The following is a 26,693-nucleotide window of genomic DNA, read 5'->3' as shown; positions in this document are numbered from 1 at the left end:
CGCCCTGGCCGTGGCGTCGCCCGGTGAGGGGCAAGCCGCGCCGCGGGTGATGTCGCTGGATTCCTGCGCCGACCAGTACGTCATGGGTCTGGCCCCGCGCGCCGCCATCGTCGGCGTCTCGACCCGGGCCGACGACGCCGATTCCCGGCTTCGCGCCCTTGCGCCCGGCCTGCCCAGGCGCCGCATCGACCTGGAGAGCGTCCTGGCCGCCCGGCCCGACGTGGTGGTCCGCTATTGGGGCGGCGAGCCCCGGCTGATCGCGGCGCTGGAGCGGCGCGGCGTGCAGGTGGTCACGATTCCCGACGCGACGGGCTTCGACGACATCCGCCGCACGGTGCGCACCGTGGCCGCCGCCCTCGATCGGCACGCCGCCGGCGAGGCCGCCATCGCCCGCATGAACGCCCAGCTCGCCCGCGCCGCCGGCGCCTGGGGCGGGGCGCGGGTCCTCTACATGACGCCGGGCGGCGTCACCGCCGGGCCGGGCACCCTCGTCGACGCCATCCTGCGGGCGGCGGGGCTGACCAACGCCGAGACCCGTCCCGGCTTCCAGACGATCTCGCTCGAGGGCCTGGCGCTGTCGCCGCCCCAGACCGTCGTGCTGGGATTTTTCGACACGTTCCAGCTCTCGGGCGACAGCTGGGGAATCGGCCGGCATCGGGTGCTCCAGACGGTGGCGCGCGAGCGCGCCGTCGCCCGCCTGCCCGGCGCCCTCCTTGGCTGTCCCGACTGGGGCGCGGGCGAGGCCGTGGCGCTGCTGGCGGCCGAGGCGCCCCGGTGAGGCCGCTCGTCCTCAACCTCGCGCTGGCGGCCGGCGTCCTTGCCTTCGCCGCCGCCGGCCTGCTGCTGGGCGAGACGGCGCTCAGCGGCGCCCAGTACGCCCAGGCGTTCCGCGACCCGGCCTCGGGCCCCCACGTGGTGCTGTTCGAGATCCGCCTGCCGCGGACCGTCGCGGCCCTGGTGGTTGGGGCGGCCCTGGGGCTGGCGGGCGCGGTGATGCAGGGCCTCCTGCGCAATCCCCTGGCCGATCCCGGCGTGCTCGGGGTCTCGGGCGGGGCGGGGCTCGGGGCGGCGCTCGCCATCTCGCTGGGCCTGTCGGCGATCCCGGGCGCCATCGAAGCCGCCGCGCTGGCCGCGGCCCTCGCGACCGGCCTCCTGCTGACGGGCCTGGCCGCCCGCTTCCGCGAACCCGAGACCCTGATCCTGTTCGGCGTCGCGCTCTCGGCCTTCCTCGGCGCGCTGACCTCGCTGGTGTTCAACTTCTCGCCCTCGCCGGTGACCCTCGCCGAGGTGTTCGGCTGGCTGCTGGGCTCGGTGGCCAATCGCGACTGGGTAGACATCGCCCGCCAGATCCCGGCCCTGGCGGTGGGCGGGGCCTTGAGCCTCTACGCCGCCCGCGGCCTCGTCATGCTGACCCTGGGCGAGGAGGCGGCGGCGCTCTCGGGCCTGCCCATGACCCGCCTGCGCGCCGCCGCGGTGGCCGGCGCCTCGCTGCTGACCGGCGCCTCGGTGGCCATGGCCGGCATCGTCGGCTTCGTGGGCCTGGCCGCGCCGCACCTCGTCCGGGCCGGGGCGGGCGGCGATCCGGGCCGGATGCTGCTGCCCTCGGCGCTGGCGGGGGCGGTGCTGCTGGCCGCCGCCGATCTCGCCGCCCGCCTGATTCCCACCGACATCGAGCTGAAGCTGGGCGTCGTCACGGCCCTGTTCGGCGCGCCGCTGTTCGCCCTGATCGCCTGGCGCGCGGCCAGGAGCTGGCGCGGATGAACCTCCCGCTGGCCCTCCACGACGCCGCGGTCCGCCGCGGCCGCCGCCTCGTCCTCGACGGGGCGGGCCTCGAGGCGCGCGCCGGCGAGGTGGTGGGGGTGGTCGGCGCCAACGGCTCGGGCAAGACCACGCTGCTGCGCGCGGCCCTGGGCCTAGTGCGGCTGGAGCGCGGCCGCGCCAGCCTCTGCGGCCGCGAGGTCGCCCGCCTATCCGAGGCCGAGCGTGCGCGCCTGGCCGGCTACCTGCCGCAGGACCGGCACATCGGCTGGAACATGAGCGCCTGGCGGGTGGCCAGCCTCGGCGCAGCGCTGGCCCCGCCCGCGCAGGCCCGCCACCGGGCCGAGGCGGCCCTGGCGCGTGTCGGGCTGGGCGGGCTCGCCGACCGCGGCGTGCTGCAGATGTCCGGCGGCGAGCGGGCCCGGGTGCTGCTGGCGCGGCTGCTGGCGACCGAGGCGCCCCTGCTGGTGGCCGACGAGCCGGCCGCCGGCCTCGATCCCGACGCCCAGCTCCTGGCGCTCGACCTGTTCCGTGAGGAGGCGGGGCGGGGGGCCGCCGTGGTCCTCACCCTGCACGACCTGGCGCTGGCGGCCCGCGCCTGCGACCGCCTCGTGGTCCTCGCCGCCGGGCGCGTCGTCGCCGAGGGTCCGGCCGGACAGGCCCTGACGCCCGAAGTGCTGGCCCGCGCCTTCGGCCTGGTGGGCCGGTTGGAGCTGGCCCCCGACGGCGCCATGCTGGCGGTCAGGCGGGAAGGGGCCCCTCGATGAGGTTCGCACGCTGGGTGTTCACCCTGGCTGGGATCTACGGCCTGGTCGTGGTCGCGCCGATGTATTTCGCGGAAGCGGCGATGGGCGAGGCCGGCCGGCCCGTCAGCCATCCCGAGCTGCTGTACGGCTTCGCGGGCGTGACGCTCGCCTTCCAGGTCCTGTTCCTGATCATCGGCCGCGACCCCGCGCGCCTGCGGCCGGCGATGATCGCGGCAGTCATCGAGAAGGTCAGCTTCCCCGCCGCGGTCTGGCCGCTCTACATGCAGGGGCGCACGCCGGGCGCCGTGGCGGCCTTCGCCACGGTGGACCTGCTGCTGGCCGTGCTCTTCGCGATCGCCTGGCTGCGGACGAAGCCCGCCGCCTAGGTCCTACGGACTCGCCGTCTGCACCGGCCCCATGGCGGGATAGCCGTAGCCGCCGCGCTTCAGGTCGCCCGACAGGGTGATCGGCGCCTGGCCGCCGTTCAGCTTGGCCCGGTAGACCTGCATGTTCTCCAGCACCCGCATCACATAGTTCCGCGTCTCGGAGAACGGGATGCACTCGATGAAGTCCACGGGATCGACGCTGCCGGCGCGCGGGTCGCCGCACATGGCGGCCCACTGGGGCGGCCGGCCGGGGCCGGCGTTGTAGCCCGCCGCGGCCATCAGGTACGAGCCCGAGAACCGGTCCACGAGCTGGCCCAGGAAGGCCGAGCCCAGCTGCATGTTGTGCTCGGGATCCCAGAGCATCTCGGTCGAGTGCTTCACCCCAATCCGCCGGGCCACGCTGGCGGCCGTGGCCGGAAGGAGCTGCATCATCCCGCGCGCGTCGGCGTGCGAGCGCACCCGCGGGTCGAAGCCGCTCTCCTGGCGGGTGATGCCCAGCACCAGCGCCGGTTCGGGGCCGCCGGCCACCTGCGGCGGGCTGCGGTAGGGATAGCCGCGGTCGGCCAGGATCAGGCCGCGCTGGGCCGCCGCCCGCACCGCCCGCATCGAGGTGTCCTGCTCGCCGTAGCCGCGGATCATGTCCACGAGCAGCGCCGCTTCCTGGGTCGTGGGGACCACGTCGTCCAGGTGCAGGGCGAACACCCGGAACAGGTCCTTCTGGCCGGTGTCGGCGAAGAGGCGCGCGGCCTGCACGACGTCGCGGCCCTCGAACCGCGCGCGGTCGGCGTCGGTCAGCGTCGGGTCCGAGGGCAGGGTGAGCGGCAGGCCCAGCTTCTCGGCGGCCAGCTGGCCGTAGAAGGTCGTCTGGTGCCGCGCGCCCTGGGCGTAGAAGTCCTCGGCGGCGCGGGCGTCGCGGCGCGCCTCGGCGGCGCGGCCCTGCCAGTAGAAGGCTCGGCCCACGGTTATGGGCGAGGAGCCGATCTTCTCGAGGTTGGCGAAGTGCCGGGCGGCGGCGGCGGGATCGTTCAGCTTCGAGAGCGCGATCCAGCCCGCGTAGAACTCGGCGTCGGCGGCGTCCGAGCCTTCGGTCAGGCCGGAGTTGGCCGCGGCCTGGTAGGCGGCGCGCCAGTCGCCCGCCTTGATCCCCGCGAGCGTCAGCCGGTGGCGCTCATACCAGATCCGGTCGGCCTGCTCGCTCGTGACGAGGGTGCGCGGGAAATAACCGGTCAGCGCCAGCGCCGCCTGGTCCAGGCCCTTGCGCCGCAGGTAGCCGGCGCGCTCGAAGGCGACGCCGGGCTGCACCTGCTGCTCGGGCAGGAGCGCGGCGTAGAGCTCGTTGGCGTTGGCCGCGTCCGAGCGCAGGGCGATGCGCGCCAGGGCCGGGCCCTGCTGGTCGGCGGGCAGCAGGGTGACCATCGCCCGCGCCGCCGGGCCCTGCGGTCCGTACAGCAGGATGTCGGCGCGGCGGACATGGTCCTCGGGCGTCAGCACGCCGGCGAAGCGGGTCAGGATCGCCTGCTGGACGTCGGCCTCGAAGCTCTTGTCCCGCCACCAGCGGCGGATCAGCTCGGCGGCGGCCTGCCTCTGGCCCAGCATCTCCTGCGCCTGGGCGAGGGCCAGGGCGCCGTGAGCCGTGGTGGGCTCGCGCCCTTCGAACCAGGCGACGACCTCCCGGGGCGACTTGCCGGACGTGGCCAGCAGCTTCTCGGCGGCGGCCTGGCGGCGGCCGGCGCGGGGCCAGCCCACGAGGTCGCGGCGGGCGGCGTCGACCTCGGCGAAGCTCAGCGATTCGGCGTTGGCGTCCACGAACGCCCAGGTGGCGGCCCGGCGGGCGACCGGATGCGAGATGGCGGCGACGGCGGCGCGGCCGCCGGCGATGTCGCCGCGCTTGGCGGCGTTCAGGGCGGCCCCGAGGTTCGACTGGTCCTGCGCGGAGACGGGCCCCGCCACCGTGCGGCGCACCACATCAACGTTCGCAGGCGCGTTCGCCGGTCCTCTCGCGGACGCAGGCTCGGCCTTGCGGGCGATCAGGTCGCCGATGGGGTCCGCGGGCTGGGCCCGGGCCACGGCGGCCGCGAGCGCGACGAGGCTCACGGCGAGGAACGCTTTGCGGGTCTTGGAGTCCAACCTCTCCCCCGGCTCTGGAACGACACGGAATCAACATTGCGGGCTTGGCCCACGCCAACATATTGTCCGCCCAAATCTGAACGTCGCCCCAACAAGCGGCATCTTCACGGCATTTTGCGCATCATGATCGATCCCATGTTCCGGGGCGTGCTCCCGGCCCTCGTCACGCCGTACCGTAACGGCCAGGTGGACGAGGACGCCTTCGTCGCCCTGGTGGAGCGGCAGATCGCGGGCGGCGTCCACGGCCTGGTGCCCGTCGGCACCACCGGCGAGTCCGCCACGCTGACCCACGAGGAGCACCGCCGGGTCGTCGAGCTGTGCGTGAAGACGGCCCGCGGCCGGGTGCCGGTCGTCGCCGGCGCCGGCTCCAACTCCACCGCCGAGGCGATCGAGCTGGTGCGCCACGCCAAGACCGTCGGCGCCGACGCGGCCCTGGTGGTCACGCCCTACTACAACCGCCCCAGCCAGGAGGGGCTCTACGCCCACTACAGGGCGATCAACGACGCGGTGCAGCTGCCGATCCTGGTCTACAACGTGCCCACCCGCACCAGCGTGGACATCTCCAACGACGTCCTCGTCCGGCTCTCGAAGCTGCCGAACGTCGTGGGGATCAAGGACGCCACCTCGGACCTGGTCCGCGCCAGCTTCCAGCGCCTGCACTGCGGCGAGGAGTGGGTGATGCTGTCGGGCGACGACCCGGTGGCGCTCGGCTACATGGCCCACGGCGGCCACGGCTGCATCTCGGTCACCGCCAACGTCGCCCCTGAGCAGTGCGCCGACTTCTACAACGCCGCCCTTTCCGGCGACTGGGCGACCGCCCTCCAATGGCAGGACCGCCTGGTGCGCCTGCACAAGGCGCTGTTCGCCGACGCCTCGCCCGCGCCGACCAAGTTCGCGCTCTCGCATCTGGGCCTGTGCTCGGAGGAGACCCGCCTGCCGATCACCCCGGCCTCCGAGGCCGCCCGCGCCGAGGTCCTGGCCGCCATGCGGGACGCGGGCCTGATCTGAGATGGCCGGCAAGACCATCGCCGAGAACCGTCGGGCGCGGTTCGACTACTTCCTCGAGCAGACGTTCGAGGCCGGCATCGCGCTGACCGGCTCGGAGGTGAAGAGCCTGCGCAACGGCCGCGCCAACATCGCCGAGAGCTATGCGGCGGTGGAGGGCGACGAGATCGTGCTGATCAACGCCGACATCCCGCCCTACGCCCAGGCCGGTCCGTTCTTCAACCACGAGCCCCGCCGCCCGCGGAAGCTGCTGCTGAAGCGCAAGGAGATCGACCGGCTGATCGGCGCCGTTCAGCGGGAAGGGCGCACCATCGTGCCCACCAGGCTCTACTGGAGCGACAAGGGGCTGGCGAAGCTCGAGATCTCCCTCGCCAAGGGCAAGAAGACCCACGACAAACGCGAGACCGCCGCCGAGCGGGACTGGCAGCGCGACAAGGCCCGGCTGCTGCGGGACAAGGGGTGATCGACCCGGCCGATGTCGCCTCCATCGAGCGGGCCACGGTCGAGGCCGTCGCCCCGCCGCAGGTGCTGGAGGTCGACGGCTGGCTGGTCCCCCTGGACGCCGGGACCGTGGGCCGCGCCAGATCGGCCGTTCCCCTGAGCCACGACGCGACGCCCGCCGCCCTGGACGCCATCGTCGCCGCCTACGAGGCGCGCGGTCTGCCGCCCGCCTTCCGCATCGCCGACGAGGAGGGCCTGGCCCCCGTCCGGGCCGCCCTTGAGGCCCGCGGGTTCGTCGGCGGCAAGCCGACCTGGGTGGAGCGCGCCGATGCGGCGACCGTGGCCGGCCACGCGGCGCCGTGCGCCGAGTTGCTGAGCCGGCCCGACGAGCCCTGGGGCGCGGTGTTCCTGGGCGAAGGCTTCGATCCCGCCGACGGCGTCCACAGGGTGGCGGTGCTGTCCCGCTCGCCCGACGCCCTCTATGGCGCGGTGCGGGAGGACGCCCGCGCCGTGGCGGTGGGGGCGGTCAGTTTCGGCCGGGGATGGGCCGGCGTGCACGGCATGCGTACGCTCCCCGCCTGCCGGCGCCGCGGGTACGCCGGCGCGATCCTGGCCGCCTTCGCCGCGGCGGCGCTCGGCCGCGGGGTCCGCCGCATGTTCCTGCAGGTGGAGGAGGCCAATCCCGCCCGGGGCCTCTACCGCAGAGCCGGGTTCGAGCCGGTCTGGCGCTACCGCTACTGGGAATAGCGCCTTTCCAAGATTTCATTTGGGCCGGGCAGGGGCGCCCCCTATCCCTCGGTCAAACCTTGGGGGTTCTCCATGTTCCGCACCGCCTGTTCCGCCCTGGCGCTCGCCGCCGTCCTCGCCGCTGCGCCGGCCTACGCCCAGCAGCCGGCCGCCGCGCCGGCCGCCGCCGCCAACCAGTCCGAGGACGCGCGGCTCGCCGCCTTCTTCCAGGACGCCTGGATGGAGAGCGCCCGGCTCAGCCCCGAGACGCTCAGCCAGCTGGGCCTGAAGGAGCGCTACGGCGAGCTCGGCGACTACACCAAGGCCGGGCAGGACAAGGCCCTGGCGGTGTCCGAGGCCCAGCTCGCGCGCATGAAGCGCGAGTTCGACCGCGCCAAGCTCAGCCCGGCCTCGCAGGTCTCCTACGACCTCTTCGAGAAGTCGGTCGCCAACCAGCGCATGTTCGACAGGTGGTACTGGCAGAACTACGCCGTCAGCTCGACGGGGAGCGCCCTCGACGGCGTGCCCGTGATGCTGATCAACGTCCACCGGGTGGACACCGTGGCCGACGCCGAGGCCTACGTCTCGCGCCTGAAGGCCATGGACCGCGTGGCCCGCGAGGTCGCCGCCGACATCGACGCGCGCACCGCCAAGGGCTTCCTGCCGCCCGCCTTCGTCTTCGGCCGGGTGATCCCCGACGCCCAGAACCAGACGAAGGGCGCCCCGTTCGACGCCGGCCCCGACCACGCCGTCTGGGCCGACTTCAAGAAGAAGGTCGCCGCGCTCAAGGCCGACGAGGCGACCAAGGCCCGCCTGCTGAAGGATGGCGAGGCCGCGCTGAAGGGCGAGTGGCGCAGCGGCTACGCCCGCTATGTCGCGGCGCTGGAGCGGATGAAGGCCAAGGCCGACGCCGTGAACGGCGTCTGGGCGCTGCCGGACGGCGAGGCCTTCTACGCCGACATGGTGCGCTTCTTCACGACCACCGACCTGACCCCCGACCAGATCCACCAGATCGGGCTCTCGGAGGTCGCTCGGATTCGCGGCGAGATGGAGGCCATCCAGCGCCAGGTCGGCTTCAAGGGCTCGCTGAACGACTTCTTCGCCCACGTGAAGACGGACGCGAAGTTCCGCTACCCCAACACCGACGCCGGCAAGCAGCAGTATCTCGCCGACGCCAAGAAGATCATCGCCGACTACATGGCGACCGCGGCGGACAAGCAGTTCTCGGTGCTGCCGAAGGGCGCCCTCGAGGTCCGCGCGGTCGAGCCGTTCCGCGAGAAGACCGCCTCGGTGGCCTTCTACAACACCGGCACCCCCGACGGCTCGCGCCCGGGCATCTTCTACGTGAACCTGTCCGACATGACCCAGGTGCTGAAGCCGCAGCTGGAGGCGATCGCCTACCACGAGGGCGCGCCGGGCCATCACTTCCAGATCGCCCGCTCCCTGGAGCAGACGGACCTGCCGATGTTCCGCCGCTACGCCTACCAGGGCGCCTACCAGGAGGGCTGGGGGCTCTACGCCGAGAAGCTGGGCAAGGAGGCGGGCTTCTACCAGGACCCCTACGCCGACTTCGGCCGCCTCTCGCTCGAGATCTGGCGCGCCGCCCGCCTCGTGCTGGACACCGGCGTCCACGCCAAGAAGTGGTCGCGCGACCAGGCCGTGCAGTACATGCGCGACAACACCCTGAACTCCGAGCGCGACATCCAGAGCGAGATCGACCGCTACTTCACCAACCCCGGCCAGGCGACCAGCTACAAGCTGGGCCAGCTGCGCATCTCCGAGCTGCGCCGCAAGGCCGAGACGGCGCTGGGCGACAAGTTCGACGTCCGCGCCTTCCACGAGGTGGTGCTGGCGGCGGGCGCCATCCCGCTCGACGTCCTGGAGCAGCGCGTCGACGCCTACATCGCCGGGGCGAAGTAGGCGCCCGCCCGGCGCGGCCCGGCGGCTACTTCGCCAGGTCGCGCAGCAGCGAGTCCCAGTGCGCCAGCGAGCCGTCGATGGCGGCCACCGGGGCCTTCTCGTTCAGCCCGTGGGCGAAGGCCTGGCCCTGCTCCATGAACAGGCCCGAGACGCCGTAGCTCGGCACGCCCTGGGCGCGGAAGTGCATGGAGTCCGAGGCCCCGGATTCCTGCCACGGCGTGATGGCCAGGCCGGGGTAGCGGGCATGCACCGCCTTCGTCACCGCCGCCACCACGTCGGGGCGCAGCGGCGAGGCCGGGCTGTCGATGGAGCCGTCGTCCACCCGGGTGATGGTCATCGTCGGCTCGGCCATCACCTCGATCAGCGTCTGGCGCACGCTCTCGGACGAGGTCCCGGGGAAGATCCGGCAGTTCACCGTCGCCTCGGCCTTCTGGGGCAGGGCGTTGGGCGCATGGCCGGCCTCGACCATGGTCGCCACGCAGGTGGTCCGCAGGACGGGATTGTAGTCGGGCGTCGCCGACAGCGTGGCGATCGCCGCGGCGTCCTCGGGGTTCTTCGCGAACGCCTTCAGCGCCTCGCCGATCGGGCCCGGCGTCGCCGCGCCCTCGGCGGCCAGCGCCGCGCGGGTGATTTCGTTGCTCATGGTCGGGAAGCGGTAGGCCGCCAGCCGGTCCAGGGCCTTGGTCAGCCGGTAGATCGGGTTGGTCGGCGTCGGCCGGCTGGAGTGGCCGCCGGGGTCGGTGAAGGTCGCCTTGAAGTCGGCGTAGGTCTTCTCGGCGCCCTGCAGGGCGTAGGGCAGGGGCTTGCCGTCCTTCAGGCTGCCGCCGCCGCCGTCCGAGTTCAGCACCATCTCGGCGTGCTTCAGCCGCTCGGCGAGGGCGGCCGTGGTGGCCATGGTGGTCTCCTCGTCGCCCGAGAGCGCCAGGATCACGTCGCGGCCGGGCCGCCAGCCCTGCCGGCGCAGGTTGGCCAGGGTCGCCACCACCATCGAGACGTCGAACTTGTTGTCCACGGCGCCGCGGCCATAGATCCAGCCGTTCTCCACCACCGGCTTGAACGGATCGCGGGTCCAGTCCTGCGCCTTGGCCTCGACCACGTCCATATGGCCCGAGATGACGATCGGCTTCTTCTTCGGGTCCTGACCGGGATAGCGGGCGAGCAGGTACGCCGTGCCCTTCATGGGCTCGATCGTGATCTCCTCCGGCTTGAAGCCGCCGGCCACGAGCACGCCTTTCAGGTACTCGGCGTAGGGGACGACCTGGTCGCCGCCCGCCACCGTCCGGTAGCCGATGCCGGTGGTCAGGATCTCCAGCGCCCGGGCGTGCAGGGCGGGGTCCGCCTTGGGCGCGGCGAGCGCCGGCGCGCCCAAGGAAGATACGAGGGCGGCGGAAAGCGCCGCGGCGGCGGCGAAGGTCCGGAAGGCGGGCAAGGGCGACTCCGTGGAAGCGTGGCCGTGCGACGCTAGAGCCCCCCGGGCCCGCGTCAATCCGCCGGGCCGATCAGCGCCCGGGCGCGCTGGAAGACAGCCTCGAACATGTCCGGCGTGAGGCGCCCGGTGTTCGTGTTGAGGCGCGAGCAGTGGTAGCTGTTGAGCACCGTGTAGGGGCCGGCCTGGAACTCCGAGCCGTGGCCGGGGATCCCGGCCGAGGCCTTCAGCCCCAGCGCCCGCAGCACGTTGCGGCGCGAGACGTCGCCCAGCGTCACGATCACCCTCAGCCGCGGCAGGCTGGCCAGCCGCGCGGTCAGGAACGGCCGGCAGTTGGCCTCCTCCGAGGTCTCGGGCTTGTTGCCGGGCGGGGCGCAGCGCACCGCGTTGGTGATCATGCAGTCGGTCAGGGTCAGGCCGTCGTCGGGACGCGCCTCGTAGGTCCCGCGCGCGAAGCCGGTCTTCAGCAGGGTCTCGTAGAGCAGCCAGCCGGCGAAATCGCCCGTGAAGGGGCGGCCCGTGCGGTTCGCCCCCGTGCGGCCGGGCGCCAGGCCCACCACCAGCAGGCGCGCGTCAGGGTCGCCGAACGAGGGCGCCGGGCCGTTGAACCAGTCCGGATGGGCCGCGCGGTTCGCCTCGCGGTAGGCCACCAGCCGGGGGCAGATCGGACAGTCGCGCGGTGGTTCGGGCCCGCGGAGCGCGGCCTCGGCCTCACGCATCCGCATCGGCCTGGGCGTCGCGCTGGCTTTCCTGGATGAAGCGGGGCAGGCGGCTGGGCCGCCCGATGATGTCGGCCAGGTCCGCCAGGTCCACGAAGCTGTCCGCCTGCCGGCGCAGCTCGTCCGAGACCATCGGCGGCTGCGATTTCAGGGTCGAGACCACGGTCACCCGGCTGCCCTTGCGCTGCACAGCCTCGACCAGCGCCCGGAAGTCGCCGTCGCCCGAGAACAGGACCAGGTGGTCGGCGTGGGCCGCCATCTCCAGCATGTCGACGGCGATCTCCACGTCCATGTCGCCGCGCCAGCGCTTGCGGCCCTGGCTGTCGGTGTATTCCCGCGCCGACTTCGTCACGAGCCGGTAGCCGTTGTAGTCCAGCCAGTCGACCAGCGGCCGGATCGGCGAATACTCCTCGTTCTCCACCAGGGCCGTGTAGTAGTAGGCCCGCACCAGCACGCTCCGCTTGCGGAATTCCTCCAGCAGCTTGCGGTAGTCGATGTCGAAGCCGAGGTTCTTGGCCGCCGAGTAGAGGTTGGCCCCGTCGATGAACAGCGCCAGCCGGTCCGTGGGGTAGAAGGTCATCTTGGCAGGGGTCCTGGATAGCGATCGGGCGGTCGTCGTCGCCCTGGGCGGCAACCTGCCGGACGGCTTCGGCTCGTCCGAGGCGCTGCTGGAGGCGGTTCTGGCGCGCTTCCCCGACGCGGGGCTGAAAATCCTCGTTCGGTCGTCCTGGTGGCGCTCGGCCGCCTGGCCCGACCCAATGGCGCCTGAGTACCGCAACGGCGTCGCGCTTGTCGAGGCGACGGCGCCCCCGAAAGAGGTGCTGGAGAGGCTTCTGTCCCTCGAAGCGGCGTTCGGACGCACGAGATCGCTCAGGAATGCGGCGCGGACGGTGGATCTCGACCTGATCGCCTACGGGCGCGAGGTGCGGGACGCGCCCGGCCTTGTCCTGCCCCACCCGCGAGCGCACGAGCGGCTGTTCGTCATGGGCCCGCTGGCCGAGATCGCCCCGGAGTGGCGTCATCCGGTGCTGGGCCGCACCGCCGCCGAGCTGGCCCGCGCCGCCACCGTGGGGCTGGACGCCAGGCCTGTCTGATAAACTAGTCCGTCTGACGAAAATGTCGGCCCTTCCGCGCCCCGTTCGTCGTCCCGCCGAAGGGCGCGCATCGGGCCGCCCGTATCCAGGAGTTCGACAATGCGCTTCATGCTGATCCGCAAGGCCGACGCGGCCACCGAGGCCGGCGTCATGCCGAGCCGGGAGCTCGCCAAGGCGATGATGGACTACCACGAGGAGATGGGCCGCCACCTGAAGATCCTCGGCGGCGACGGCCTCCACCCCAGCGCGCGCGGCAAGCGGGTCAGCTTCAGGGACGGCAAGCCTCTCGTCGTCGACGGCCCCTTCGCCGAGACCAAGGAGCTGGTCGCCGGCTACACCCTGGTCGAGGCCGACAGCTGGGATCAGGTGCTGGAGTGGGCCAAGAAGTGGCCGTGCATCCTCGAGGAGGCCGAGGTCACCCTGGAGATCCGCCAGGTCTACGAGCTGGAGGACTTCGGCGACGTCTTCACCGGCGAGGTGAAGGAGGCCTACGACCGCGCCCTCGGCCAGACCCGGAGCTGACCGCTGGTCCCGCTGCTCGCCGCTCCCGCCTGGCTGCAGGCCGTCCTCGCCGCCGAGGCGCTGGCGCTGGCCTGGCTCGCCTGGCGGTTCGGCGGGCGCGGGATCGGCTGGGGCGTCGCGGCCGCCGTGGCGTCCTGGCTCCTGTTCGGCCTTGCCGCCTCGTTTCTGGTCAGCCGGCTCGAGGGCGGCGGCGCGCCGCTGTGGCCCGACATCGTCCGCGGGGCGGGCGAGGGGGCGGTCCGGCTGGCGGTCGCGGTCCTGCCGCTGCTGCTCATGGCCGCGCTCGGAGGGCTCCTGCTGCGGCGGGTCGTGCGGCGCAAAGGCCCGGCGGAATAAGGGCTTTTCGCCGATGCGGCGTTGCACAATGGGCCCCGAGGCTCTATTTTCGCCGGTTCTATCCCCGACTTGAGGACTCCATGGCCCGCGTCACCGTCGAAGACTGCATCGAAAAGGTCCCGAACCGCTTCTCGCTGGTTCTGCTGTCGGCGCATCGCGCCCGCGCGATCTCGGCCGGTTCGCAGATCATGGTCGATCGCGACAACGACAAGAACCCGGTCGTGGCCCTGCGCGAGATCGCCGAGGACGTGGTCGACGCCGAAGAGCTGAAGGAAACCCTCATCGGCACGCTGCAGCGCGTCGACGAGCGCTCCGAGGCCGAGGAAGAGGCCGAGACCCTCGCCCTGCTGGCCGATCCCACCCACATGCAGATGAGCGAGCTCGAGCTGGTTCGCGCCCTGCAGAGCGACCGCGACGGCGGTCAGGAGGAGCGGTACTGAGCCCCGAAGGCGCAGAACCACTCACTCACGAGGCGGCGATCGAACCCGCCGCCCTCCCGGAAGCTCGCCCGGCCGAGCCCAAGGACTCTCCCGCCCAGCTGTCGGCCGCCGTTGCCCGGCGGCCGAAGATGCTGCGCCAGTTCGAGCTGATCGAGAAGGTCCGCTCCTACGACCCCACGGCCGACGAGGCGCTGCTGAACCGCGCCTACGTCTACGCCATGCGCCAGCACGGCTCGCAGAAGCGGGCCTCGGGCGACCCCTATTTCGCCCACCCGATCGAGGTGGCGGGCATCCTCACCGACTACCGGCTGGACACCGAGACCATCGTCACGGCCCTGCTGCACGACGTCATCGAGGACACTGACGCCACCCGCGAGAAGGTGGAGGAGCTGTTCGGCGCCGAGATCGCCGAGCTGGTCGAGGGGGTCACCAAGCTCTCCAAGCTCGAGCTCTCGTCCGAGCACCTGCGGCAGGCCGAGAACCTGCGCAAGTTCATCCTGGCGATCTCCAAGGACGTGCGCGTCCTGCTCGTGAAGCTGGCCGACCGGCTTCACAACATGCGCACGCTGCACTTCATCAAGACGCCCGCCAAGCGCGAGCGGATCGCGCGCGAGACGCTCGACATCTACGCCCCGCTGGCCCGCTCCATCGGCGTGCACCGGATCTGCGCCGAGCTGGAGGAGCTGGCCTTCGCCCACCTCAATCCGGTGGCGCGCGATGCGATCATCCGCCGGCTCGAGGTGCTGCGCCAGCAGCAGGGCGGGGCGGTCGCCCTGGTCAGCCAGGAGATCACCACCCGTCTCCAGGAGGCCGGCGTGCCCAGCCGGGTGTTCGGCCGCGAGAAGCATCCCTTCTCGATCTGGCGGAAGCTGCAGCGCAAGTCGATCGGCTTCTCCCAGCTCTCCGACATCTACGCCTTCCGGGTGATCGTGGACACCGAGGACGACTGCTACCGCGCGCTCGGCGTCATCCACCGCGCCTGGCCCAGCGTGCCCGAGCGCTTCAAGGACTTCATCTCCACGCCCAAGCGGAACAACTACCGCTCGCTGCACACCACCGTGGTCGGCCCCAAGGGGATGCGGATCGAGATGCAGATCCGCACCGAGTCCATGGACCAGGTCGCCGAGGAGGGCGTGGCCGCCCACTGGCGCTACAAGAACGAGAGCTACGGCTTCGACGCCGAGCACCAGGCCGCCGCCGGCGGCCGCGACCCGCTGGTCAACCTGCGCCACCTCGTCCAGGTGCTCGAGCACGGCGGCGACGCCGAGGAGCTGGTCGAGCACGCCAAGCTCGAAATGTACCTCGACCAGGTGTTCGTCTTCACCCCCAAGGGCCGGCTGGTCAGCCTGCCCCGGGGCGCGATGCCGCTGGACTTCGCCTACGCCGTCCACACCGACATCGGCGACACCACCATCGGCGTCAAAATCAACGGCGAACTCAAGCCCTTGCGCACGACTCTTCAGAACGGGGACGTGGTCGAGGTGATCCGCGGCGGCAAGCCCGTGGTGCCGCCGGACTGGCGCTCGCTGACGGTCACCGGCCGGGCCCGCTCGGCCATCCGCCGCCACATCCGCCAGACCGAGCGCGAGGAGTTCGTGCGCCTGGGCCGGGCCACGATCGACCAGGCCTTCGAGTCGGCCGGCAAGAGCCGCAAGGACGTCTCGCTGCGTCCCGCCCTCGACCGCTTCGCCGTGGCCAGCGAGGAGGACCTGTTCGAGGCCATCGGCCGCGGCCGCGCCCCGCCGGCCCAGGTGCTGGAGGCGGTCTTCCCGGGCCTGAAGGCGGCCGAGCGCGAGGCCGCCGCCGCCCGGCGCCACATCCAGGACGGGGCCGGCGCGCGGCTCTACGTCCGCGGCGGGGGGCTCACCCCCGGCGTCTCGATCCATTTCGGCGAGTGCTGCTCGCCCGTCCCCGGCGACCGGATCGTCGGCATCCTGGAGAGCGACGGCCGGGGCCTCACCGTCCACACCATTGACTGCGAGCGGCTGGCGGAGTTCGAGGAGCGCGAGGAGCTCTGGCGCGACCTGCAGTGGACGCCCGAGGCCGAGCGCAACGCCGTGGCCCGGGCCCGCGTCACCGCCACCATCCGCAACGCCCCCGGGGTCCTGGGCCAGGTGTGCAGCATCATCGGCGAGGCCGGCGGCAACATCATGAACCTGCGCATGCACCACCGGCAGCAGGACTTCTTCGAGGTGGATATCGACGTGGACGTGCAGGACGCCAAGCACCTGACCCACATCGCCGCCGCCCTGCGCGCCAATCCCAGCGTCGAGACCGTCGAGCGGATGAAGGGCTAGGGACCAGGGTCTCTAGGCTCCGCCGGCCTCCAACGCCCGCGCCACGCCGGCCAGCACCGGCCCCCAGTCGCCGGGCTGCGTCTGCCGATGCAGCCTGGCGGTGGGATACCAGGGCGTCCGCGCCGCCTCGCCCCAACGCCAGTCTACGCCGGCTGCGGGCAGCAGGATGTGGACCGGCTTGCCCATCGCCCCCGCCAGGTGGGCCACCGAGGTGTCCACCGTCACCACCGCGTCCAGGCCCGCGACGATGTTTGCGGTGTCCTGCATGTCGCGCGCGCCGGTGTGCGCCGGATCCAGGCTGACGGTCGGGAAGGGGACCGTCAGGCCGTCGGGCAGCGAGCGGTTGGCGTCGTTCGGGTGCGCCGGGTTGCCGCGCCGCACCAGGCCGACGCCGCCGGCCGCCCTGGCGGCGCCTTGCGCCTTGCCCCGCAGATAGGGGGCGCCGGGGATCTCGAAGGCGCCGAGCCGCAGCGGCAGGTCGCCCAGCAGCACCCAACAGTCGGGGTCGGGGAACTCCATCCTGCCCTGTGCGGCGACCACGCGCACGCCCAGCGCCTCGAACAGGCGGGCCAGCGGCGGCAGGCATATCAGCGTCACCTCCGCGCCGCGCGCGGCCAGCGCGGGGGCGTAGCGGGCGAACATGATCTGGTCGCCCAGGCCCTGTTCGGGGAAGATCACGATATGGCGGCCGGCCGGATCCTCGCCGCGCCACTCGGGGCAGTCGAAGCGCGGCCGCGAGATCCCGAGCCCGGGCACGCTCCAGCGGTGGGCGTAGAGCGGCAGGCCCTCGCGCAGCTTGCCCTGGGCCATCAGCGCCAGCGCCAGGGCGTGCCGCCGGGCCGGGTCGCCGGGTTTCAGGGCGGCGGCCAGCCGCAGGTGGGGCTCGGCCTTGGCCCATTCCCCGCGCAGGGCGTGCAAGCCGCCCTTGGCGGACGGATCCTGGGCGGACGGGTCGGCGCCCGGCTTCATCGGCCGCTGGCCGCCAGGACGTGCTCGATCCCCCGCACTACGGCCTCGCCGTGGGTCAGGCCCAGGATGCTGGTGTGGGTGGCCTCGGGGACCGCCTCGAAGTAGCCGTGCCGCGACTGGCTGGCCGGGGCGGCGCGGGGACTGTCCTGCCGGCGATCCCCCGCGACCACGACCGCGACCGGCAGGCCGGGCGGCAGCGGGCCGGCGGCGATCGCCTGCCGGGCGGCGCGCTCCCACTGCAGCCCCTCGGCGGCGGCCTCGCGCATGTGGCGGCCCGAGACGAAGATCCGCCGCTTCTCGGCCACCCGCGCCTCCGGAAGGCCGATCCGTTCGCCCAGGTAGTAGAAGGGCTTGATCAGTCCCGTCGTGCCGGCGAACGCGCCCAGGCGCGCCACCGCCTTGAACACCCCCACGAACCGCCGCACGCGGGGATCGTCGATGCTCTCGGGCGTCGTGGCGTCGACCAGCACGAGGCCGGCGACCCGGTCCGGATGCTCGGCCGCGAACCGGCGCAGGTGCAGGCCGGCCATGGAATGTCCCGCCAGGACGACCGGTCCCGTGACGCCCTCGGCCGCCATCAGAGCCTCAAGGTCGGCCAGGGCCGCGTCCCCGTCGCGCGGCCGCGGGCCGGGGTCCGAGAAGCCGAGGCCCGCCCGGTCGTAGGCGCACGAGCGCAGGCCCCTGGCCGTCAGCTTCTGCTGGATCGCCGCCCAGTCCGTCGCGCTGCCGAAGGCGCCGTGCTCCATCCAGATCGCGGGGGCGGATTCAGCCGGCCCTTCGCAGACCAGCCGTAGCTTGCGGCCCTCCGCGATCTCCACGAACCGGCCGTGGGGCGTCACGTCCCCCGCCGCCGCCACGATCGCGAACCCTGCCGCGAGCCATGCGCCCAGCACCACCGCCAGGCCGATCAGCACCTTCACCATCCGTCCGTCGTAGCGGGGGCAGGGGCCAGCCTGCAACGGCTGGCATCTTCCGCCTCTGGCGAAACGCGACTATCTCCCGGGTCCATGAACACCGAAGACGTCCTCAACGAGTTCCGCGGCGCCGGCGCCCTGCGCGAAGGCCACTTCGTCCTGTCGTCGGGGCTGCACTCGCCGGTCTTCCTGCAGAAGAACCTGGTCTTCCAGTATCCCGACCGCACCGAGCGCCTGTGCAAGGCGCTGGCGGCGAAGATCACCGAGGCCGTGGGGCCGGTGGACCTCTGCGTCTCCCCGGCGGTGGGCGGCATCATTCCGGGCTACGAGACGGCCCGGCACCTGGGCTGCCCGTCGGTCTACGTCGAGCGCGAAGGGGGCGAGTTCAAGCTGCGCCGAGCCTTCTCCATCCCCGAGGGCGCCCGCATCGCCATGGTCGAGGACATCGTCACCACGGGCCTCTCGTCCCGCGAATGCGTGGAGGCGATCCGCAAGGCCGGCGGCAACGTCGTCGTCGCCGCCTGCATCGTCGACCGCTCGGGCGGCCGGGCCGACCCCGGCGCGCCGCTGGTGGCCCTGGCGCGGCTGGACGTGCCCGCCTATCCCGCCGACCAGCTCCCGCCCGAGCTCGCCGCCATCCCCATCGAGGACCCCGGCAGCCGGAGACTGAAGGGATGAGCAAGCTCAGGCTGGGCGTGAACATCGACCACGTGGCGACCGTCCGGAACGCCCGCGGCGAGAGCTACCCCGATCCCGTGCGCGCCGCAGAGCTGGCGCTGGCCGCCGGCGCCGACGGGATCACCGCCCACCTGCGCGAGGACCGCCGGCACATCTCCGACGCCGACATCGACGCCCTGGCCGCCACCTGCCGCCGGCGGGGCCGGCCGCTGAACTTCGAATGCGCCGTGACCCCCGAGATGGAGGCCATCGCGCTCGCCCACCGGCCGCACGCCGCCTGCCTGGTGCCCGAGCGGCGCGAGGAGGTGACCACCGAGGGCGGCCTCGACGTCGCCCGCGGCCACAACGTCATCGCCCCGGTCGTGCAGCGGCTCGTGGAGGCCGGGATCCGCGTCTCCTGCTTCATCGACGCCGATCCAGCCCAGGTGGCCGCCGCGAAATCCGTGGGCGCGCAGGTGGTCGAACTGCACACCGGCGCCTACTGCGAGGCGGTCCGCGCCGGCCGTCGCGACGAGGCCGCCCGACTGCTCGACGGCCTCAAGGCCGCCGCCGCCGAGGCCGTCCGTCTGGGGCTGGAGGTCCACGCCGGCCACGGCATCGACTACGAGACGGTCGGCCCCGTCGCCGCCATCCCGCAGGTTATGGAGCTGAACATCGGCCATTTCCTGATCGGCGAGGCGATCTTCATCGGCCTCGGCCCGGCGATCCAGCGCATGCGCGCGCTGATGGACGAGGCCAGGCGCCAGGTGGCCGCGTGATCATCGGCATCGGCTCGGACCTGTCCGACATCCGCCGCATCCAGGCCAGCCTCGACCGCTTCGGCGACCGCTTCCGGCATCGGGTGTTCACCGAAATCGAGCGCACGCGTTCCGACCGCAAGGCCGACGCCGCCGCCTCCTACGCCAAGCGCTTCGCCGCCAAGGAGGCCTGCGCCAAGGCCCTGGGCACCGGCATGCGCCGCGGCGTCTTCTGGCGCGACATGGGCGTGGTCAACATGCGCTCGGGGCAGCCGACCATGGCGCTCACCGGCGGGGCGCTGAGGCGGCTGGAGGAGATCACCCCGCCCGGGATGACGGCGCATATCCACCTGTCGCTGACCGACGACCATCCCTACGCCCAGGCCTTCGTGATCATCGAGGCGCTGCCCGCCGCCCCGTCCGCCGCCGAATGACGGATATCAAGGCGCGGGCGCCCGCCGTCGCCTAGCCCGCCGCTTTCGGCCGGCTTTCCGCCGCCGGCGTCGCGGAAGGAGCCTGCGGGTGTTGACGGGAGAGCTGTTGCGGGCGGCCCGGGCCATGGCCCGCCTGGAGCAGGAGGAACTGGCGCTCGAGTCCGGGCTCAGCCTCGAGACCATCAAGCGGCTGGAGCGGGTGCGCGGCGAGGTCAACGCCCAGAGCCGCACCTTGTCGGCGCTGCTGGATGCGCTGGCCCGCCACGGGGTGACGTTCGAGACCCGGACGGACGGGTCCGTCGGCGTCTGGCTGCGTCATCCGCAGGGCGGCGAGCGGCGGGACGCCCGCCCTCCCGCCGAGCCGTCTCCCCTGTACCGGCTGGTCTACTACAGCACCGCCGAGACGACCGAACTCGCCCGCGACCTTGACGAGATCCTCAGCCAGTCGCTGCCCAGCAACGCCGCGCTCGGGATCACCGGCGCGCTGCTGGCCTCGGACGGGCGCTACCTTCAGGCGCTGGAAGGCGGACGCGAGGCGGTGCGTCAGGTCTACGGGGCCATCGCCGTCGATCCGCGCCACCGCGACCTGCACGTCGTCGAGAGCGGTCCGGTCGAGGCGCGGCTCTTCGCCGGCTGGCTGATGTGCGCCCGCTCCGCGGCGCCCGGCGAGGCGCCGGTCCCGGCCGGAGGGTTCCGTCCCGAGGCGCTGTCGGTGGAGGGCGCCCTGATGCTGCTGCAGATCCTCTCCGGGCTGGAGAGCGCCGCGCTCGCCGAGGAGGACGGCGGCTAGTCCAGCGACCCCTCCGAGACGCGCGTCTCGGGCGCGATCTGCGTCCAGGCGGCCTCCAGCTCGACCTTGCAGGCGGCCTGCGACCAGGCCCGGGCCGTCTCGAATCCGGCTTCCCGGCGGCGCTTGAGGGCCGGCCCGCCTTCCTTCACGAGGGCGCAGGCCTCGGCCAGGGCGTCGGCGGCCGCCTCGCAGTCCTCGTCCGGGACCCAGAAGCCGTTGTCCGGCGTGGCGTAGGAGAGCCCGCCGATCCCGGTGAAGCCCGCCACCACGCACCCCGCGGCCATGGCCTCGAGCGGCGCCAGCCCCACCGATTCCAGGCGGTTCAGGCTGAGGAACACCTCGCTCTGCGCCAGGCTCTCGGCCGTCTCGATCTCGCTCGCGCCCTGCAGGTCGCGCCAGGGCCAGTCCCAGGCGGGATGCATGAGGCGCAGGAAGGCCTCGATCGCCTGGCGCTCCTGCGGCCGCTTCTTCGGCGTGGAGACGATGCAGCGCTGCTTGGCCGGCGCCGGGCGGAACAGCCGTTCGTCCGCGAAGGCGCGGATGTCGTGGATCGCCGCCTTTGGGAAGAGCCGCCGCAGCGTCGCCGTCTGCCGCGGCGCGACCGAGAGGAGGGTCAGACGGCCCTGATCGGCCATCCGGCGCATCACCTCGCCGGCGCCCGCGGCCGCGAGGGCGTAGGGATTCTGCACGAAGACCACCGAGCGCCAGCGGGCCGCCTCGCACTGGCGGAGGATGTCCACGTCGTCGTCCGGGACGACCAGGATGTCGTCGTTGTGGAAGCCGCCCCGGATCATCGGCGCCTGGTGGGACAGCCCGGCGGGCAGGGCGTTCGTCACGTACAGGCGTGCCTCGAAGCCCAGGTCCCGCAGGGTCTCGACGTGCCGCACGACCATCTTCTGGCCGCCGGTGAACCCGCCCGCGGAAGCCAGGGCGTACAAAATCTTGGGCATGCGAACTCACGCGAACTGCAACTGCGTGTCAGTTCGCCAAACTTGGGAGTCGTGGCAAGGCCGACCTTAGGTCAGGCGCCCCTTCGGTCAGGCGCCCCTTCGGTCAGGCGCCCGTCGGTCAGGCTCCGCGCGTCGCCGTCCGCCGGCGCTCCCAGGCCGGATAGAGGGTGTTGAGCGCCAGCCCGCCCAGCACCAGCACCGCCGCCGTCAGCTTCCAGGCGGCCAGCGGCTCGCCCAGCAGCGCGGCCGAGGCGCCCATGCCGAACACCGGCACCAGCAGCGACAGGGGGGCGATGGTCGCCGCCGGGTGCCGGGCCAGCAGCCAGGCCCAGCTCGCATAGCCGAAGATCGTGTTGCCCACCGACTGCCACAGCACGCAGGCCCAGGTTCCGAGGTCGGCCTGCACGATCCCCTCGCGCACCGCGGGCCAGCCCTCGAACGCCAGGGCCAGGCCGAAGAGGGGCGGGGCGGCGAACAGGCTCGACCAGACCACGTAGCTCAGCATGTTCACCGGGCCGGCCGCCCGGGCCACCGTGTTGCCGCCCGCCCAGCCCAGGGCCGCGCCGACCACCAGCGCCAGGCCGAGCGGCGTGGCGTCGGCGCTGGTGTGGGCCATCAGCCAGGCGAGGCCGGCGGCCGCCAGCCCCAGGGCCGCCACCTGGAACCGGCGGATCTTCTCGCCGGCCAGCATCATGGCGAACCCGACCGTGAAGAACGCCTGCACCTGCACCACCAGCGAGGCCAGCCCCGGCGAGATCCACTGCGTCATGGCGATGTAGAGCAGGCCGAACTGGCCGACCCCGATCAGCACGCCGTAGGCCGCCAGGTTGCGCCAGGGCACGTCCGGCTTCTTCAGGAAGAACACCGCCGGCAGCAGGGCGAAGGTGAAGCGCAGCGCCGCGAAGGTCAGCGGCGGCAGGTCGTCCAGCGCCCAGCGGATGACGACGAAGTTGGTCCCCCAGACGGCGACGACCGACAGGGCCAGCAGGGCGTGCAGCGGCGGCAGCGCGGGGCGACTCATGGCGCTAAGTTAGGCGTCGGCGGGCGGGCTCACAGGGCCAGTTGCGACGATCCGGCCCGCTTGCGTGAAGCAGAGTTCACGGGCGCGGCGCTTGCCCGTGGGCTATCCAGCGTCTACCCAACGCTTCGCTCCGGCCCGCCGGGGCCCACCAGGGACGTTTCATGAGCGAGAACGTGCAGAGCGCGCACAGCCCCGAAAAATCCGGCGCGGCGAACGAGTTCGTCGAGATCGTCAAGACGGTGGTCTACGCGCTGCTGATCGCGCTCGTTCTGCGCGTGGTGTTCTTCCAGCCCTTCACCATCCCCTCGGCCTCGATGGAGCCGAACCTGTACGAGGGCGACTACATCATCGTCTCCAAGTGGTCCTACGGCTACTCGAAGCACTCCATCCCCTTCAGCCCGCCGCTGTTCGAGGGGCGTATCTTCGGCGGCTCGCCCGAGCGCGGCGACGTGGTGGTCTTCAAACTGCCCAGCGACAACCGCACCGACTACGTCAAGCGGGTGATCGGCCTGCCGGGCGACCGCGTCCAGATGAAGGACGGCCTGCTCTACGTGAACGGCGCCCTGGTCGAGCGCCAGCCGCTGCCGCCGGCCCGCACCGACATGGGCGGCTTCGTCCGCGAGGTGGCCCAGTACCGCGAGACCGTGAACGGCGCCTCTTTCGCCACCCAGGACTTCGGGACCGACGGCGACCTCGACGACACCGAGCAGTTCGTGGTCCCCGAGGGCCACTACTTCATGCTGGGCGACAACCGCGACAACTCGATGGACAGCCGCGTTCCGCCCGGCGCCGGCGGCGTCGGCTTCGTCCCGGCCGAGAACCTGGTCGGCAAGGCCCAGATCGTCCTCCTGTCCTGGGAGCCCGAGGCCTCGGTCTTCAAGCCCTGGACCTGGGTGCTCGACGCCCGGCCCAGCCGCTTCTTCAAGGTCCTGCACTAGTCCATGAACGCCCGTGCGGCCGCCGTCGCCGAACTCGAGCGGCGCATCGGCTACGTCTTCACCGACCGCGACCTGCTGGAACGGGCGCTGACCCACGCCAGCGTCGGCGACGGCGCCCGCGCCGTGCGTCACAACGAGCGCCTGGAGTTCCTCGGGGACCGGGTGCTGAACCTGTGCGCCGCCGAGCGGCTGATGGCCCTCGATCCCGACGCCCGCGAGGGCGAGATGAGCCGGCTGCTGGCCAGCCTCGTGAACTACCATGCCTGCGCCCGGGCGGCGAAGCGGGCCGGCCTGCAGGAGGCGCTGCGCCTGTCGGCCTCGGCCACCAAGGTCGGCGCGCGCAAGTCCGACGCGGTCCTCGGCGACGCCTGCGAGGCGCTGATCGCGGCGCTCTACATCGACGGGGGCCTCGAGACCGCCCGCGCGTTCTTCCTCAAGTTCTGGGACGAGGAGTTCGCCAGGCTCGACGAGCCGCGGGCCAAGGATCCCAAGACCCAGCTCCAGGAGTGGGTGCAGGGCATGGGCCTGCCGTTGCCGACCTACGAGATCGTCTCCCAGGAAGGGCCGCCGCACGCCCCGTCCTTCACGGTCGAGGTGCAGGTGGCGGGCTTCGGCGCCGAGCGCGGCGAGGGCCGCTCGCGCCAGGCCGCCGAGAAGGCCGCGGCCCAGTGCATGCTGCTGAAGCGCGAAGGGCCCGAGCCCGGAAAGGTCGGAGAATGAGCCGCGCCGGTTTCTGCGCCATCATCGGCGCGCCCAATGCGGGCAAGTCCACCCTGACCAACCGACTGGTCGGGGCCAAGGTCTCGATCGTCACCCAGAAGGTGCAGACGACGCGCTTTCCCGTGCGCGGCGTGGCCATCGCGGGCGACGCCCAGATCGTGCTGGTCGACACCCCCGGGATCTTCCAGCCGCGCCGCCGGCTGGACCGGGCCATGGTCCGCGCCGCCTGGGGCGGGGCCGAGGACGCCGACGCCGTCGTCCACCTGGTCGACGCCGCCGCCCAACTCGGCGACAAGCCCGCCGACCGCAAGGCCCAGGCCGACGTGGACTCCATCGTCGAGGGCCTGAAGAAATCCGGCCGTAAGGTGATCCTGGCGCTGAACAAGATCGACGCGGTCAAGCGCGAGGCGCTGCTCGATATCTCCAAAACCCTCTTCGATACGGGCGTTTACGACGAGGTCTTCATGGTCTCGGCGACCTCCGGCTCGGGCGTGGAGGACCTGAAGGCCAGGCTCGCGGCCCTGATGCCCGACAACCCCTGGTTCTACCCCGAGGACCAGACCGCCGACCTGCCGGCCCGCCTGCTGGCGGCCGAGATCACCCGCGAGAAGCTCTACCTGCGCCTGCACGAGGAGCTGCCCTATTCGGCCACCGTCGAGACGACGAAGTTCGAGGAGAGGCCCGCGCCCCCCGACGGCGACGGCGGCGTGCGCATCGAGCAGACCATCTTCGTCGAGCGCGAGGGCCAGCGGCCCATCGTCCTGGGCAAGGGCGGCCAGACCCTGAAGTGGATCGGCCAGAAGGCCCGCGAGGAGCTGACCGCCATTCTCGACCGCCCCGTGCACCTCTTCCTGCACGTGGCCGTGGACGAGCGCTGGGCCGACAAGCGCGAGTTCTACGGCCCGCTGGGCCTGGACTACGACGTGTGAGAGCCTAGCTCTCACCAGATGGTCGACCTCGACGCCTACTTCGCCCGCATCGGCTACGCCGGCTCTCGCGAGCCGACGCTTCAGACCCTGCGCGAGCTGCACGCCCTGCATCCCGCGGCTATCCCGTTCGAGGCTGTCGACTGCCTGCTGGACCGCGGGATCGACATCTCGCCCCAGGCCGTGGACGCCAAGCTGATCCACGCCCGCCGGGGCGGCTACTGCTTCGAGCACAACGGCCTCTTCCGGCGGGTCCTGGCGGCCCTCGGCTACGAGGTGGAGGGCCTCGCGGCCCGCGTCCGCTGGAACATGCCGCCGGGCGCGCCGGACCAGCCGCGCACCCACATGGTCCTGAAGGTGCTGGCCGAGGGCGAGCCCTGGCTGGTGGACGTGGGCTTCGGCGGCTGCGTGCTGACGGCGCCGCTCCGCTACGAGGCCGGCGTCGAACAGGCGACCGACCACGACCGCTACCGCCTGGCGCCGGTGGTCGAGGACCTGCGTCTGGAGGTGCTGCGAGAGGCCGGCTGGGTCCCGGCCTACGACATCGGGCCCAGCCCCTGCGTCCCGCGCGACTACGAGATGGCCAACTGGTTCACCTCCACCCATCCGACCAGCCATTTCCGCCACAACCTCCTGGCCGCCCGCACGACGCCCGAGGCGCGTTACGGGCTGCTGTTCAACCGCTTCACCGTCCGGCCGCGCGGGGGCGAGACGGCCCACGAGATCCTGGACGCCGGCGGGATCGAACGGGTCCTGCGCGAGGTGTTCGGCCTGCCGGTCGAACCGTCGTGGCGGCCGCTCATCGAAGCGGCCGCGGCCCGCTGATGGAATTCGAGGACGACGCCTTCGTGCTGGCCGCCCGCGCCCACGGCGAGACGGGCGCCATCGTCGAGCTGCTCACCTCGGCCCACGGCAGGTACGCCGCCCACGTGGCCGGCGGCGCCTCGCGCAAGGTGCGGCCCTTCCTGCAGCCGGGCGCGCGGGTGATCGCCCGCTACCGCGCGCGGGTCTCGGACCAGCTCGGTTCGGCCGCCATCGAGCCGGTTGGGGAGGGGCCGGCGGCCCTGTTCGACGATCCCCTGGCGCTGTCGGGCCTTTCGGCCGCCGCCGCGGTCGCCGCGGGCGCGCTGCCCGAGCGCGAGCCGCATCCGGGCGCCTTCCTAGCCTTCGAGGCGCTGACCGGCGCGCTGACCCATCCGGACGTCTGGCCCGCGGTCTTCGTCCGCTTCGAGGCGGGGCTGCTGCAGGACCTGGGCTTCGGCCTCGACCTCTCAAAGTGCGCCGCCACCGGGATCACCGACGATCTCGTCTGGGTCAGCCCGCGCACCGGCCGCGCCGTCAGCCGCCAGGCGGGCGAGCCCTACAAGGACCGCCTGCTGGCGCTGCCGCCATTCCTGCTCTCGGCCCAGGGCGGCCTGCGCGCCGGCGACGTCGCCGCCGGCCTGGCGCTCACCGGCCACTTCCTGGAGGCCTTCATCTTCGGCCCCTTGAACCGGCCCCTGCCGCCCGCGCGCCTCTGGCTCCTCGACCGCCTCTCCGAAGCGGGACGGCTGTAGTTTCCCTCGACTTGTCATCCCGGTTTCGCCGGAGGCGAAGACCGGGACCCATATGCGCTGACCGCAGGGGCTTGCCTCCAGTCGAGAACGCCGTTATCTGCGCGGCCGTGACGACGA

At 72.6% G+C, this 26,693-nt stretch carries 30 protein-coding genes; 22 read left to right on the top strand and 8 right to left on the bottom strand.

The features are described 5' to 3' along the window. Nucleotides 1–10 precede the first annotated feature (10 nt). Genes PHZ_RS10425 through PHZ_RS10410 form a run of 4 tightly spaced genes read left to right on the top strand, consistent with a single transcriptional unit; the run spans nt 11 to nt 2,890 of the window. Nucleotides 11–778, top strand: coding sequence for an ABC transporter substrate-binding protein (locus PHZ_RS10425; RefSeq protein ID WP_012522448.1), 768 nt, complete (start codon nt 11–13; stop codon nt 776–778). Next, a complete protein-coding gene (locus tag PHZ_RS10420; RefSeq protein ID WP_012522447.1) occupies nt 775–1,761 on the top strand; it encodes a FecCD family ABC transporter permease in 987 nt (328 codons plus the stop codon). The genes PHZ_RS10425 and PHZ_RS10420 overlap by 4 nt, the downstream gene beginning before the upstream one ends. Then, complete coding sequence (locus PHZ_RS10415) at nt 1,758–2,525, top strand: ABC transporter ATP-binding protein (protein ID WP_012522446.1); 768 nt, start codon at nt 1,758–1,760, stop codon at nt 2,523–2,525. Before PHZ_RS10420 ends, PHZ_RS10415 begins: the two co-directional genes overlap by 4 nt. Then, the gene (locus PHZ_RS10410) at nt 2,522–2,890 is read left to right on the top strand and encodes a hypothetical protein (RefSeq protein WP_012522445.1); all 369 of its coding nucleotides are present in this window, start codon (nt 2,522–2,524) and stop codon (nt 2,888–2,890) included. The genes PHZ_RS10415 and PHZ_RS10410 overlap by 4 nt, the downstream gene beginning before the upstream one ends. Before the next feature lie 3 nt (nt 2,891–2,893). Here PHZ_RS10410 and PHZ_RS10405 read toward each other — a convergent pair whose 3' ends face one another. After that, nucleotides 2,894–4,984 (bottom strand): lytic transglycosylase domain-containing protein, encoded by a 2,091-nt coding sequence (locus PHZ_RS10405; protein ID WP_148216838.1) that lies wholly within the window; start codon nt 4,982–4,984, stop codon nt 2,894–2,896. Between the two features lie 156 nt (nt 4,985–5,140). Here PHZ_RS10405 and dapA point away from each other — a divergent pair, with 156 nt between their 5' ends. From dapA to PHZ_RS10385, 4 genes are all read left to right on the top strand, one after another. Beyond that, a complete protein-coding gene (dapA, locus tag PHZ_RS10400; RefSeq protein ID WP_012522443.1) occupies nt 5,141–6,025 on the top strand; it encodes a 4-hydroxy-tetrahydrodipicolinate synthase in 885 nt (294 codons plus the stop codon). A gap of 1 nt (nt 6,026) precedes the next feature. Continuing rightward, nucleotides 6,027–6,485 carry an SsrA-binding protein SmpB gene (gene smpB / locus PHZ_RS10395; RefSeq protein ID WP_012522442.1) on the top strand — a complete coding sequence of 153 codons (459 nt, stop codon included), beginning with the start codon at nt 6,027–6,029 and terminating at the stop codon, nt 6,483–6,485. Then, a complete protein-coding gene (locus PHZ_RS10390) occupies nt 6,482–7,210 on the top strand; it encodes a GNAT family N-acetyltransferase (protein ID WP_012522441.1) in 729 nt (242 codons plus the stop codon). Before smpB ends, PHZ_RS10390 begins: the two co-directional genes overlap by 4 nt. Nucleotides 7,211–7,282: 72 nt before the next feature. Continuing rightward, nucleotides 7,283–9,109, top strand: a complete 1,827-nt coding sequence (locus PHZ_RS10385) for a DUF885 domain-containing protein (RefSeq protein ID WP_012522440.1) — start codon at nt 7,283–7,285, stop codon at nt 9,107–9,109. A gap of 25 nt (nt 9,110–9,134) precedes the next feature. On the opposite strand, the gene PHZ_RS10380 is transcribed toward PHZ_RS10385, so the two are convergent. Genes PHZ_RS10380 through PHZ_RS10370 form a run of 3 tightly spaced genes read right to left on the bottom strand, consistent with a single transcriptional unit; the run spans nt 9,135 to nt 11,834 of the window. Further along, entirely contained in the window at nt 9,135–10,538 is a 1,404-nt protein-coding gene (locus tag PHZ_RS10380; RefSeq protein WP_012522439.1) for a M20/M25/M40 family metallo-hydrolase, read from the bottom strand. Between the two features lie 53 nt (nt 10,539–10,591). After that, nucleotides 10,592–11,260 carry a uracil-DNA glycosylase gene (locus PHZ_RS10375; protein WP_086004013.1) on the bottom strand — a complete coding sequence of 223 codons (669 nt, stop codon included), beginning with the start codon at nt 11,258–11,260 and terminating at the stop codon, nt 10,592–10,594. Then, nucleotides 11,247–11,834, bottom strand: a complete 588-nt coding sequence (locus PHZ_RS10370) for a LabA-like NYN domain-containing protein (protein ID WP_012522437.1) — start codon at nt 11,832–11,834, stop codon at nt 11,247–11,249. The genes PHZ_RS10375 and PHZ_RS10370 overlap by 14 nt, the downstream gene beginning before the upstream one ends. A 1-nt stretch (nt 11,835) precedes the next feature. Between PHZ_RS10370 and folK the strand changes: the two genes are divergently transcribed. From folK to PHZ_RS10345, 5 genes are all read left to right on the top strand, one after another. Then, nucleotides 11,836–12,348 carry a 2-amino-4-hydroxy-6-hydroxymethyldihydropteridine diphosphokinase gene (folK, locus tag PHZ_RS10365; protein ID WP_012522436.1) on the top strand — a complete coding sequence of 171 codons (513 nt, stop codon included), beginning with the start codon at nt 11,836–11,838 and terminating at the stop codon, nt 12,346–12,348. Nucleotides 12,349–12,447: 99 nt separating this feature from the next. Beyond that, entirely contained in the window at nt 12,448–12,870 is a 423-nt protein-coding gene (locus PHZ_RS10360) for a YciI family protein (protein WP_012522435.1), read from the top strand. Between the two features lie 126 nt (nt 12,871–12,996). Then, entirely contained in the window at nt 12,997–13,206 is a 210-nt protein-coding gene (locus PHZ_RS10355) for a hypothetical protein (RefSeq protein WP_041373421.1), read from the top strand. An 80-nt stretch (nt 13,207–13,286) separates the two neighbouring features. Next, on the top strand, nt 13,287–13,646 hold the full coding sequence (gene rpoZ, locus PHZ_RS10350) for a DNA-directed RNA polymerase subunit omega (RefSeq protein ID WP_041373420.1): 360 nt from the start codon (nt 13,287–13,289) through the stop codon (nt 13,644–13,646). Nucleotides 13,647–13,774: 128 nt separating this feature from the next. Then, the gene (locus PHZ_RS10345; RefSeq protein WP_012522433.1) at nt 13,775–15,943 is read left to right on the top strand and encodes a RelA/SpoT family protein; all 2,169 of its coding nucleotides are present in this window, start codon (nt 13,775–13,777) and stop codon (nt 15,941–15,943) included. Between the two features lie 12 nt (nt 15,944–15,955). Here the strand turns inward: PHZ_RS10345 and PHZ_RS10340 are convergent, their stop codons facing one another. Beyond that, nucleotides 15,956–16,912 (bottom strand): glycosyltransferase family protein, encoded by a 957-nt coding sequence (locus PHZ_RS10340; RefSeq protein ID WP_012522432.1) that lies wholly within the window; start codon nt 16,910–16,912, stop codon nt 15,956–15,958. After that, nucleotides 16,909–17,871, bottom strand: coding sequence for an alpha/beta hydrolase (locus PHZ_RS10335; protein WP_012522431.1), 963 nt, complete (start codon nt 17,869–17,871; stop codon nt 16,909–16,911). Before PHZ_RS10335 ends, PHZ_RS10340 begins: the two co-directional genes overlap by 4 nt. Before the next feature lie 48 nt (nt 17,872–17,919). Between PHZ_RS10335 and pyrE the strand changes: the two genes are divergently transcribed. The 4 genes from pyrE to PHZ_RS21665 all read left to right on the top strand — a co-directional run bounded on the left by pyrE (nt 17,920) and on the right by PHZ_RS21665 (nt 20,465). Continuing rightward, a complete protein-coding gene (gene pyrE / locus PHZ_RS10330; RefSeq protein WP_012522430.1) occupies nt 17,920–18,504 on the top strand; it encodes an orotate phosphoribosyltransferase in 585 nt (194 codons plus the stop codon). After that, nucleotides 18,501–19,262: a pyridoxine 5'-phosphate synthase gene (locus PHZ_RS10325; protein ID WP_012522429.1), complete on the top strand. Its 762-nt coding sequence runs from the start codon at nt 18,501–18,503 to the stop codon at nt 19,260–19,262. Before pyrE ends, PHZ_RS10325 begins: the two co-directional genes overlap by 4 nt. Further along, nucleotides 19,259–19,675, top strand: a complete 417-nt coding sequence (gene acpS / locus PHZ_RS10320; protein ID WP_012522428.1) for a holo-ACP synthase — start codon at nt 19,259–19,261, stop codon at nt 19,673–19,675. The genes PHZ_RS10325 and acpS overlap by 4 nt, the downstream gene beginning before the upstream one ends. A gap of 88 nt (nt 19,676–19,763) precedes the next feature. Continuing rightward, nucleotides 19,764–20,465, top strand: a complete 702-nt coding sequence (locus tag PHZ_RS21665; protein ID WP_148216837.1) for a BLUF domain-containing protein — start codon at nt 19,764–19,766, stop codon at nt 20,463–20,465. Here the strand turns inward: PHZ_RS21665 and PHZ_RS10310 are convergent. Continuing rightward, a complete protein-coding gene (locus PHZ_RS10310; RefSeq protein ID WP_041373417.1) occupies nt 20,462–21,415 on the bottom strand; it encodes a glycosyltransferase in 954 nt (317 codons plus the stop codon). The genes PHZ_RS21665 and PHZ_RS10310 overlap by 4 nt on opposite strands. Nucleotides 21,416–21,533: 118 nt before the next feature. Continuing rightward, nucleotides 21,534–22,436 (bottom strand): EamA family transporter, encoded by a 903-nt coding sequence (locus tag PHZ_RS10305; RefSeq protein ID WP_012522425.1) that lies wholly within the window; start codon nt 22,434–22,436, stop codon nt 21,534–21,536. A gap of 161 nt (nt 22,437–22,597) precedes the next feature. On the opposite strand from PHZ_RS10305, the gene lepB reads away from it, so the two are divergent. The 5 genes from lepB to recO are packed head-to-tail and all read left to right on the top strand — an operon-like array spanning nt 22,598 to nt 26,576. Continuing rightward, entirely contained in the window at nt 22,598–23,374 is a 777-nt protein-coding gene (gene lepB / locus PHZ_RS10300) for a signal peptidase I (protein ID WP_012522424.1), read from the top strand. 3 nt (nt 23,375–23,377) lie between these two features. After that, nucleotides 23,378–24,094, top strand: coding sequence for a ribonuclease III (gene rnc, locus PHZ_RS10295; RefSeq protein ID WP_012522423.1), 717 nt, complete (start codon nt 23,378–23,380; stop codon nt 24,092–24,094). Then, entirely contained in the window at nt 24,091–25,023 is a 933-nt protein-coding gene (gene era, locus PHZ_RS10290; protein WP_041373416.1) for a GTPase Era, read from the top strand. Before rnc ends, era begins: the two co-directional genes overlap by 4 nt. 18 nt (nt 25,024–25,041) lie before the next feature. Further along, complete coding sequence (locus PHZ_RS10285) at nt 25,042–25,845, top strand: arylamine N-acetyltransferase family protein (RefSeq protein ID WP_012522421.1); 804 nt, start codon at nt 25,042–25,044, stop codon at nt 25,843–25,845. After that, complete coding sequence (gene recO, locus PHZ_RS10280) at nt 25,845–26,576, top strand: DNA repair protein RecO (RefSeq protein ID WP_012522420.1); 732 nt, start codon at nt 25,845–25,847, stop codon at nt 26,574–26,576. The genes PHZ_RS10285 and recO overlap by 1 nt, the downstream gene beginning before the upstream one ends. Nucleotides 26,577–26,693: the final 117 nt, after the last annotated feature.

The sequence above is a fragment of the Phenylobacterium zucineum HLK1 genome, from assembly GCF_000017265.1.
In the GTDB taxonomy this organism is placed as follows: Bacteria; Pseudomonadota; Alphaproteobacteria; order Caulobacterales; family Caulobacteraceae; genus Phenylobacterium; species Phenylobacterium zucineum.
This window is presented reverse-complemented; position numbering and strand designations above follow the sequence as displayed.